Consider the following 8,126-nt stretch of genomic DNA (forward strand, 5'->3'; position numbering starts at 1 on the left):
GGGCGGGGCCGGGCAGGCCGGGCAGCGGGCGGCCGAGGACGTGCGGGTTGCGGGCGACGGTGGCGCGGTCCTCGGCGGTGCCGTGCCGCAGCAGCAGGGTGACGACGGGGGCCGGGAGGTACTCGTCGCGGCACAGATAGCGGCGGGTGGGGGCGTCGAGCCGCCCGAGGACGGAGGCGGCGGCGGCGTCCGGTGCGTGGCGCAGCAGCAGCGCCACGCACCAGGCGAGCCTCCGGCTCTCCCTGTCCGCGTTCACATGCATCCGATTCCCCGTCGCCGGCGGTGTACGCCTCAACCGGCGCCCGGCGATGATCGCAGGTCAGCGGAAGGGACGGTGAACGTTTTCCCTGGTGGACGCGCCGGGGGCGGCGTCGGCGATCCACAGGCCGTCGCCGGAGGGGTCGAGGACGCCTTCCTCCAGCCACGTGTAGCTTCCGGAGAGGACCGCGGCGACGACCTTGCGGTCGAGGTCGTCGGTGTTGCTCCAGAGCCGCGCGAAGAGCTCCTCGACGCGGATGCGGGACTGCCGGCAGAAGGCGTCGGCCAGCTGGTAGGCCTCGCGGCCGTGGTCGCCGGTGGCGCGCAGGTGCTCGGCACGGACGCAGGCCGCGCTCATCGCGAAGAGCTCGGCGCCGATGTCGACGATCCGGCCGAGGAAGCCCTGCTTGGTCTCCATCCGGCCCTGCCAGCGGGACATGGCGTAGAAGGTCGACCGGGCGAGCTTGCGGGCGCTGCGCTCCACGTGGCGCAGGTGGGCGGAGAGGTCAGGGTGGCCGGCGGGGTGGAACTCGCGGTAGCTGCCGGGGACCTGGCCGGCGCCGGTGGCGAGCTTGGGCAGCCAGCGGGCGTAGAACCCGGCGGCGCGGGCGCCCGCCCTGGCCTTGTCGCCGAGGTCCTTGTCGGGGTCGATGAGGTCGCCGGCGACCGACAGGTGGGCGTCGACGGCCTCGCGGGCGATCAGCAGGTGCATGATCTCCGTGGAGCCCTCGAAGATGCGGTTGATGCGCAGGTCGCGCAGCAGCTGTTCGGCGGGGACGGCGCGCTCGCCGCGGGCCGCGAGGGACTCGGCCGTCTCGAAGCCGCGTCCGCCGCGGATCTGGACCAGGTCGTCGGCCATGAGCCACGCCATCTCGGAGCCGTAGAGCTTGGCGAGGGCGGCTTCGATGCGGATGTCGTTGCGGTCCTCGTCGGCCATCTGGGAGGCGAGGTCGACGACGGCCTCCAGCGCGAAGGTGGTGGCGGCGATGAAGGAGATCTTGGCGCCGACGGCCTCGTGGCGGGCGACCGGGCGGCCCCACTGCTCGCGGACGCCGGACCACTCACGGGCGATCTTCAGGCACCATTTGCCGGCGCCGACGCACATGGCGGGCAGGGACAGCCGGCCCGTGTTGAGGGTGGTCAGCGCGATCTTCAGGCCCGATCCCTCGGCTCCGATGCGCTGCGAGGAGGGGACCCGGACGCGGTGGAAGCGGGTGACGCCGTTCTCCAGGCCGCGCAGGCCCATGAAGGCGTTGCGGTGCTCGACGGTGATGCCGGGCGAGTCGGCCTCGACGACGAAGGCGGTGATCCCGCCGCGGTGGTTCTCCGAGGCGGGCACCCGGGCCATGACCACGAGCAGGTCCGCGACGACCCCGTTGGTGGTCCACAGCTTCACGCCGTCGAGGATGTACGCGTCGCCGTCCGGGACGGCGGTGGTGGCCAGCCGGGCCGGGTCGGAGCCGACGTCCGGCTCGGTGAGCAGGAACGCGCTGATGGCGGTGGTGGCGCAGCGCGGGAGGAAGGCTTCCTTCTGCTCCTGCGTGCCGAACATCTTCAGCGGCTGCGGGACGCCGATCGACTGGTGGGCGGAGAGCAGGGCCCCGATGGCGGGGCTGACCGAGCCGACGAGGGCCAGCGCCTTGTTGTAGTACACCTGCGTCAGGCCGAGGCCCCCGTACTTGGGGTCGATCTTCATCCCGAGGGCGCCGAGCTCCTTGAGCCCGCGCACGGTCTCGTCCGGGATGCGCGCCTCCCGCTCGATGCGGGGGCCGTCGATGGCGGTCTCGCAGAACGCCCGGAGCCGGGCCAGGAAGGCCTCGCCGCGCCGGACGTCCTCGTCGGCGGGCTGCGGGTGCGGATGGATCAGGTCGAGGCGGAACCTGCCGAGGAAGAGTTCCTTGGCGAAGCTCGGTTTGTGCCAGTCCTGTTCCCTGGCCGCCTCCGCGACCTGTCGTGCGTCGCGCTCGGTCACCTTGGGCTGTGCGGGCTGTGTTGCGGACATGAGGGGGCTCACCTCGCCGCCGATTGGGGGACGCTTCTGTCGACTACCAGCCGGTGCTACCCGATAGTCGTACCCGTTTCGCCCGCTCGGAAAAGCCGGGATGGGCCGGGCGGGCGAAGGGGGACGGCCGGAGCCCCCGCACAGTGGGCTCCGGCCGTCGGCCAAGTGGACGTACGAAAATCAGATGTTCAGGCCGGTCAGGACCAGGACTCGCTCGTACGTGTAGTCGTCCATCGCGTAGCGGACGCCCTCGCGCCCGACACCGGACTGCTTGACGCCGCCGTAGGGCATCTGGTCGGCGCGGTAGGACGGGGCGTCGCCGATGATCACACCGCCGACCTCGAGCTCGCGGTGGGCGCGGAACGCGGTGCGGACGTCGTGGGTGAAGACGCCGGCCTGCAGGCCGAACTTGGAGTCGTTGACCTTGGCGAAGGCCTCGTCCGTGTTCTCCGCCTTGTGCAGGGTGAGGACCGGGCCGAAGACCTCCTCGCAGGCGAGGGTGACGCCGTCGGGCAGGTCGGCGAGGACGGTCGGCTCGTACGAGGCGCCCTCGCGCTTGCCGCCGGTGAGCAGCTTGGCGCCGGCGGAGACGGCCTCGTCGACCCAGGACTCGACGCGCTTGGCGGCGTCCTCGGAGACGAGCGGGCCGACGTCGGTGGCGTCGTCGGACGGGTCGCCGGTGACCTGGGCCCGGACCTTCGCGACGACCTTCTCGACGAGGCGGTCGTAGACGGAGGCGTCGGCGATCACGCGCTGCACGGAGATGCAGGACTGGCCGGCCTGGTAGTTGGAGAAGGTCGCGATGCGGGTCGCGGCCCAGTCGAGGTCGGCCTCGGAGGACCAGTCGTCGAGGACGACGGCGGCGGCGTTGCCGCCGAGCTCCAGGGTGCAGTGCTTGTGCGGCACGGACTGCTGGATGGCGTAGCCGACCTTGTCGGAGCCGGTGAAGGAGATGACGGGCAGGCGGTCGTCCTGGACCAGGGCCGGCATCTTGTCGTTGGCGACCGGCAGGACCGACCAGGAGCCGGCCGGAAGGTCGGTCTCGGCGAGCAGCTCGCCGAGGATCAGACCGGACAGCGGCGTGGCCGGGGCCGGCTTGAGGATGATCGGCGCGCCGACGGCGATGGCCGGGGCCACCTTGTGGGCGCACAGGTTCAGCGGGAAGTTGAACGGCGCGATGCCGAGGACCGGGCCCTTGACGAAGCGGCGGGTCAGGGCCAGGCGGCCGACACCGCCGGCGTCGGTGTCCAGGCGCTGGGCATCGCCGCCGTTGAAGCGGCGGGCCTCCTCCGCCGCGAAGCGGAACACGGACACCGCACGGCCGACCTCGCCGCGGGCCCACTTGATGGGCTTGCCGTTCTCGGCGGAGATCAGCTGGGCGATCTCCTCGGTGCGCTCGACGAGCCGCTTGGACACGTGGTCCAGAGCGGCGGCGCGAACGTGGGCGGGGGTGGCGGAGAACTCCGCCGTCACGGCGTACGCCGCGGCCACGGCCTCTTCGACCTGGGCGTCGGTCGGCACGCTGACCGTGCCGACAAGACGGCCGTCCCACGGGTTGTGGACGTCGAAGCTGTCCTCGCCGGTGGCCAGGCGGCCGGCGAGCCAGAAGGCGTGGGTGGAGGTCATGCGGGTCCCGGCCCTTCGGAGGTGTGCGGTGTGCGGCAGGAGGCGCCGCCTGTCCCTCTCACGGTAGGGCGACGCGCCCGCTGTACGGCTTGTCCGCGGTGGAGAACCTCGACGCCCGGCTTGGCCGGATCGGCAGGGTTCACCCGGGCACGCTCCGCCCCGGACACGCTGCATCCCGGGCGGCGGTCACGACGCCGGCGCGGAGGCCTTGAGGGCGAGCCACAGCTCCATGCGGACGTCCGGGTCGTCCAGGGAGCGGCCGAGGATCTCCTCCACCCGCCGCATCCGGTAGCGCAGGGTGTGCCGGTGCACGCCGAGGTCGGCGGCCGCCGCGTCCCACTGGCCGTGCCGCGAGAGCCACGCCTGCAGCGAGGCCACCAGGTCGCCGCGGCCCTTCTCGTCGTGCTCGCGCAGCGCGCGCAGCGTGCCGTCCGCGAAGGCCCGTACTGCCTCGTCCGCGAGCAGCGGGAGCACCGAGCCGGCCGCGAGGTCCTCGTGCTCCACCATCGGGCGGCCGCGCCGCCGGGCCACGGCCAGGGCCTGGTCGGCCTGCCGGTACGCCGCCGCCACGCCCGACGGGTCGGCGGACCCCGACATCCCCACGACCAGCTCGTCCGGTTCGGGGCCGGTGGAGTCGCGGCCGCGCCGCGCTTCGAGGGCCTCGGCGTGGCCGACGCAGGCCCGGACAGCTGCGCCGCCGTCGGCCGCCAGCACCAGCAGCCGCCCCGGCTCGGGCACCACGAGCAGCGCCTCCCCGGAGCGGGCGGCAGCCGACTCCATGGTGTCGGCGAGCAGGGCGAGGCCCTGGGGCTGGGCGGTTCCCGGCAGCGCCGGCTCGGCCGCGACCAGCCGGAACGGGCTGTCCAGCAGCCCCCCGTACAGGTCGCCGGCCACGGTCCGCGCATGCTCGGCCTGCCCGGCCAGCAGCATCCGCAGCACCGCCGCTCCCAGCCGGGACTCGGCCTCGTGCAGCGACCTCGACCGCTCGGTGGTGAGGGTGAGCAGCGCGACCGCCGAGTGGACGGCGTACCGCTCGGCGGTGCCGAGGGGTGCCCCGGTACCCACGGCCAGGGCCCCGCGGGCCCGGCGGCCCGTGCCCAGCGACTGGAGTTCGACGCGGTCCTCGGCACCGCCGACGACGGCGCTGGCCGGCGCCGGGCGCTCGCGCAGGCGCTCCACGTCCGGGGTGAGCCGGGCGGCCCGGCGTGCCGCCCACTCGGGGGCGGCGGCGACCACGGAGCCGGAGGCGTCGTACAGGGCGGCCCAGCCGTGCACGTGCGCGGCCAGCCGGGCCAGCAGCTCGGCGGGCCCGTCGGAGGCGAGGGCGGCGCGGGTCAGCTCGCGCTGTGCCTCGAAGCCGGCGGTGACGGCCCGGTACTGGTCGGCCGCGAGGGCCGCGGAGACGGCCTTGCTGATGGCGAGGAACGGGGTCCGGCGCGGCACCTCCAGCAGCGGGAGGTCCTCGGCGCGGGCGGCGTCGACCAGGGCCTGCGGGACCTCCTCGTAGTTCACGCCGACGGCGAAGCCGATGCCGACGACGCCGGCCGCGGCGAGGCGGCGGACGTAGCGGCGCATCTCCTGCGGGTCCTCGGCGTCCACCTTCATCGCGGTGATGAGGAGGAGTTCCCCGCCCTCCATGTAGGGGACGGGGTCGGCGAGCTCGCTGACGTGGGCCCAGCGCACCGGGGTGTCGAGGCGGCTCCCCCCTGCCCGGACGCTGAGCTTGAGCGCCGAGTGCTGGACGAGTGAGGCGAGGGTGAGCGGCATCGGGTTCCAGGGGCTTCGAAAGGAGCGGGCCACGGCAGGCGATTTCGCCGTGTCGTACGAACGGCTCACCTCGATTCTGCCACCCCGTACGGGTCCGCTCAGTCCTTTCGGCCGAGCCTGACGAGCACCGGGGCCGCCCGCTCCCCGGTGACGGCGGCCAACGAGACCACGGCGTGCCCCGGCGGCACGGTGTTGGCCAGGGCCGAGGCGGACCAGCGCTCCCGCTCGACCTGGCGCACGGTCACCGCGTCCGTGGTCACGTCCTTGCCGCTGATGAGCTTGCGCACGCCGTGCATCAGCCGGGTCAGGGGCCGCTCCGCGTAGACCTGCCGGCTGGTGACGTCCCTCGTCTCGATCAGCTCGGTCCCCCAGGCCTCGGCGAACTGCCTGCCGTCCCAGGTCGTGACCCCGGAGAAGGCCATCCGGCAGCCGACCGCCCCGAGCAGCTGGGTCCGCAGGCCCTCCGGGACGTCGTCCAGCGTGCGCAGGGGCAGCAGGACGCCCGCGTGCGCGGAGCGCAGCCGCTGCAGTCCGCGCACGGTCTGCGGGGTCAGGGTGTGCGAGGCGTCGTCGAAGGCCAGGAACGCGAAGAGCGAGCGGTCCGTGCGCGCCGCGGCGGAGGCGGTGAACTGGGCGAGCAGGAGGCGGGCCAGCAGGCGGGAGGCGTCGGGGTGGGCCCGCTCGGGAAGGTCGATGCGGACCCGGACCGGGTGTTCGAGGGAGCGCAGGGAGAAGGGGCGGCTGCCGCTGCCGGTCTCGAAGAAGCCGTGGAAGGCGGGCCGGTCCAGGAGCCCGACCCGGTCGGCGAGGACCGGGCCCGGGTCGCCGTGGGTGCCGCACTGCCGTTCGCGGGCGTCGAGTTCGCGCAGCATGGCCTGCTGTCCGGTGTCGGCCAGCGCGCGGCGCAGCGCGTCGAGCGGTCCGGGGAGCCGGTCGAGGAGCTCGCGCAGCTCGGCCACGGCGGGGAAGCGGCCGTAGGCGGCCCTGAACGGCCCGAGGAGTTGGGCGAGGGCGGTCGCGGCCCGGCGGGTGTCGGTGCCGGGGAGGTCGCCGACGAAGGCCTCGGCGAGGAGGGAGGCGGCCTCGTCGGCGTCGGCGGTGCCGCCGTAGAGGTCGAGGTCGTGGACGGACGCGGGATCGCCGGGGCGGACCACGACGTCGTAGCCGTCGTCGGGGCCGAGCCCGCCTCCGGCGGCGCCGACGGCGATCAGGGCCGCCTGCCCGGCGAGGGCCTGGAGCGCCAGCGACTCGACGACCGGCCGGACCAGCAGGTGCGTCTTGCCTGCGCCGGAGGGGCCGACGGCGAGCACCGAGGTGCCCAGCACGGCGGGGTCCAGGGCCAGCCCGGTCCCGCGCCGCTCGTACGGATTGGACTCGGAGCCGGTGACGGCGCCGATCCGGACCTGGGCGACGACCAGGTCGTGGGCGGCGGTGCGGACGGGCAGGTCGCGCGCCTTCGAAGGGTGCGCGCAGGCCGCCGCGCCGTTGTCCCGTACGGACTGGGCGAAGGCGGCCCGGCGCGAGGGGTCGGCCCGTACGGACTCGAAGGCCCGCCGGATCCGGGCGTGGTCGACGTCGTTCATGCGTCCGGCGTACACCTCGGCGGCGAGCCGGTCGGCGGACCCGTCGAGGCCGGCGGCGCGCAGCTGCGGCCACTCGGCCGGGTCGTCCGGGCCGCCCGGGACCGGGGTCCCGGGCGCGGCGGAGGCCGAGGCGGCGCCGGCCCCGGCCCGGGCGAGGAGGTCGGCCCAGCCGCCTAGGCGGGCGAAGACGTACACGACGGGGAGGTAGACGACGACGTAGAGGGCGTAGGTGATCACCGGGCCGGCGACTTCGCCGAGCTCCTGGTACGGCAGGTGGCCGAAGGCGAGCGGATAGACCGGCAGCACGTCGTTCTCGATCAGCCCCCAGACCGCGAGGGCTCCGGCCGCGGCGGCCAGCGCCCGGTGCCAGGGGCCGTGCGCGGCGATGTGCCGGTCGAAGGCGGCCCGCCAGCCGCCGAGGCGGGCGAAGAAGAGGAACATGCCGACGGAGATCAGCAGCTCGTACAGCTCCAGCGCGGCCTGGCCCCGGTGGTCCGCCGGCCGGGGCTCGTAGCCCCCGGTCCACCAGCTCTCGGGGGTGAAGTAGTGGAGGGGGGCGCCGATGAACGGCAGGCCTCCTTCGAGGAAGAGCCGCCAGCAGACGAAGCCCACGAGGAGGGCGACGACGACCCGGATCAGTACGGACCGGCCGGTCCCCTCGGCCTGCCTCGGCGCCGGGACGTAGCCGTGGCGCCAGATGCCGGGCCCGGCGTCCGGCCGGGGGGCGCGCAGCCAGGCGGCGAAGGGGGAGTCGGGCACGGCGTGGCCCTTGCCCGCGCCGGTGCCCGCGCCTCCAGGCGCAGGCGCGGCCGCGGCGGGCGCGGCGGTCGCGGGCGCGGTCGCGGCGGTCGCGGCGGGCGCGGGCGCGGCGGCCGCGGGCGCCTGCGTGC

4 protein-coding genes and 1 pseudogene are annotated in these 8,126 nt (G+C 74.8%); all 5 read right to left on the reverse strand.

Translation table 11 applies throughout. The features are described 5' to 3' along the window. Positions 1-256 (reverse strand): annotated as a pseudogene (locus tag HYE82_RS30670) (hypothetical protein); the annotation flags it as partial. A 63-nt stretch (positions 257-319) separates the two neighbouring features. Then, positions 320-2,260: an acyl-CoA dehydrogenase family protein gene (locus tag HYE82_RS30675; RefSeq protein WP_179177461.1), complete on the reverse strand. Its 1,941-nt coding sequence runs from the start codon at positions 2,258-2,260 to the stop codon at positions 320-322. A gap of 180 nt (positions 2,261-2,440) precedes the next feature. After that, entirely contained in the window at positions 2,441-3,886 is a 1,446-nt protein-coding gene (locus tag HYE82_RS30680; protein ID WP_179177462.1) for an aldehyde dehydrogenase family protein, read from the reverse strand. A gap of 186 nt (positions 3,887-4,072) precedes the next feature. Continuing rightward, the gene (locus HYE82_RS30685) at positions 4,073-5,653 is read right to left on the reverse strand and encodes a PucR family transcriptional regulator (RefSeq protein ID WP_179177463.1); all 1,581 of its coding nucleotides are present in this window, start codon (positions 5,651-5,653) and stop codon (positions 4,073-4,075) included. Between the two features lie 98 nt (positions 5,654-5,751). Next, positions 5,752-8,126: ATP/GTP-binding protein (locus HYE82_RS30690; protein ID WP_306439657.1), on the reverse strand; the 2,375-nt coding region annotated here is incomplete at its 5' end.

It is taken from the genome of Streptomyces sp. BR123 (assembly GCF_013401435.1).
GTDB lineage: Bacteria > Actinomycetota > Actinomycetes > Streptomycetales > Streptomycetaceae > Streptomyces.